The organism is Rhodopseudomonas faecalis, from assembly GCF_003217325.1.
Lineage (GTDB): Bacteria > Pseudomonadota > Alphaproteobacteria > Rhizobiales > Xanthobacteraceae > Rhodopseudomonas > Rhodopseudomonas faecalis.
This window is the reverse complement of record NZ_QJTI01000061.1, coordinates 1-1,144: the sequence shown is the minus strand read 5'-3', so window position 1 is coordinate 1,144 and position 1,144 is coordinate 1. Positions and strand designations below refer to the sequence as shown.

Sequence of the window (1,144 nt, the reverse complement as noted above, 5' to 3'; positions counted from 1 at the left end):
GGGGATCGTTGCGTAATTTGATGACGCAGGTTTTTGAGGGGACTTTGGACAGGTTTGCGGTGTGTCTTGGAGCGTCCGCGGGCGGCTAAGCGAGGGCGCGCGGCCCTGTTTGGCCCTCGCGCGGCTCAAGCGGCGAGCTTGAGCGACCTCGTCATGTTGTAGGCGAGTGCGACCATGTTGAGGTGGGCGGTGTTCTTGGCAAGGCCGCGGTAGCGGACCCGGGCGAAGCCCAGCCATCGTTTCAGCGTCGCGAACACGCCCTCTACTTCGGCGCGTATCCTGCTGATCAAGGCGTTGTGCCGCTTCTGCGATGGCCGCAATGGTGGCCCACCGCCCCAGCTCTTGTGCATGATCCGCGGCTTGATGCCGAGGCTCTTCAACCAGGCCCGCCGCGCGCGCTTGGCATAGGCCTTGTCGGCATAGACCGCGCATTCGTCGCCGGACACCAATTGGTCGGCCGGCACAGTGTCGTTGACGTTCGCCGGCGTCAGCTCCAAAGAGCGGATCAACCGCGAGGTCTGATCGACCCCGGCATGAGCCTTGTAGCCGTAATGCGTGCCGCGCCGCCCCTTGCGCGCGGTCAGCGCCGCATCCGGATCGACGGCGAGGCGTTCGCCGTCGGCCGAACCAGGTCGATACGGTGTCGCGATCAGGCTGGCGTCGATCATCGTGCCGCGCTTGAGCAACAGCCCGCGCTGGTCGAGCTGCCGCTCGAACTCCGCAAACAGCTTGTCCGCCAACTCTGCGGCGACCAGCCGATTGCGGAACCGACACAGTGTGGTGTGGTCCGGCGCCGCATCCTCCAGCGACAGCCCCAGAAACCGCCGGAACGATACCCGGTCGTTCAGCGCCTCCTCCAGTTCGGCATCCGACAACCGGTACCATTGCTGCAGCAGCAGGGCCTTCAGCATCAGAAGGGGATCGAACGGAGGACGTCCGGCACCTTCCGGCCTGAGGCGCGCCAACAGCTTCTCGAACCGGTACCACTTCACGTCCTGAGACAGACGGTCCAGCATCGCGTTGCGGCCCACCTTCTCCGACACCAATGCCTCCGCAAGGCTCAGTTGATCTCGCTCCGCCATCGCCGTCTCCGATCCAATGCCAAACCATTGAATCACCAATCGCCAATAACGCAACGATCCCC

At 64.3% G+C, this 1,144-nt stretch carries 1 protein-coding gene; it reads right to left on the bottom strand.

Annotated elements, in window-relative coordinates; translation table 11 throughout:
* Nucleotides 1-125: 125 nt before the first annotated feature.
* On the bottom strand, nucleotides 126-1,082 hold the full coding sequence (locus BJ122_RS18900; protein ID WP_110782824.1) for an IS5 family transposase: 957 nt from the start codon (nucleotides 1,080-1,082) through the stop codon (nucleotides 126-128).
* Nucleotides 1,083-1,144 lie beyond the last annotated feature (62 nt).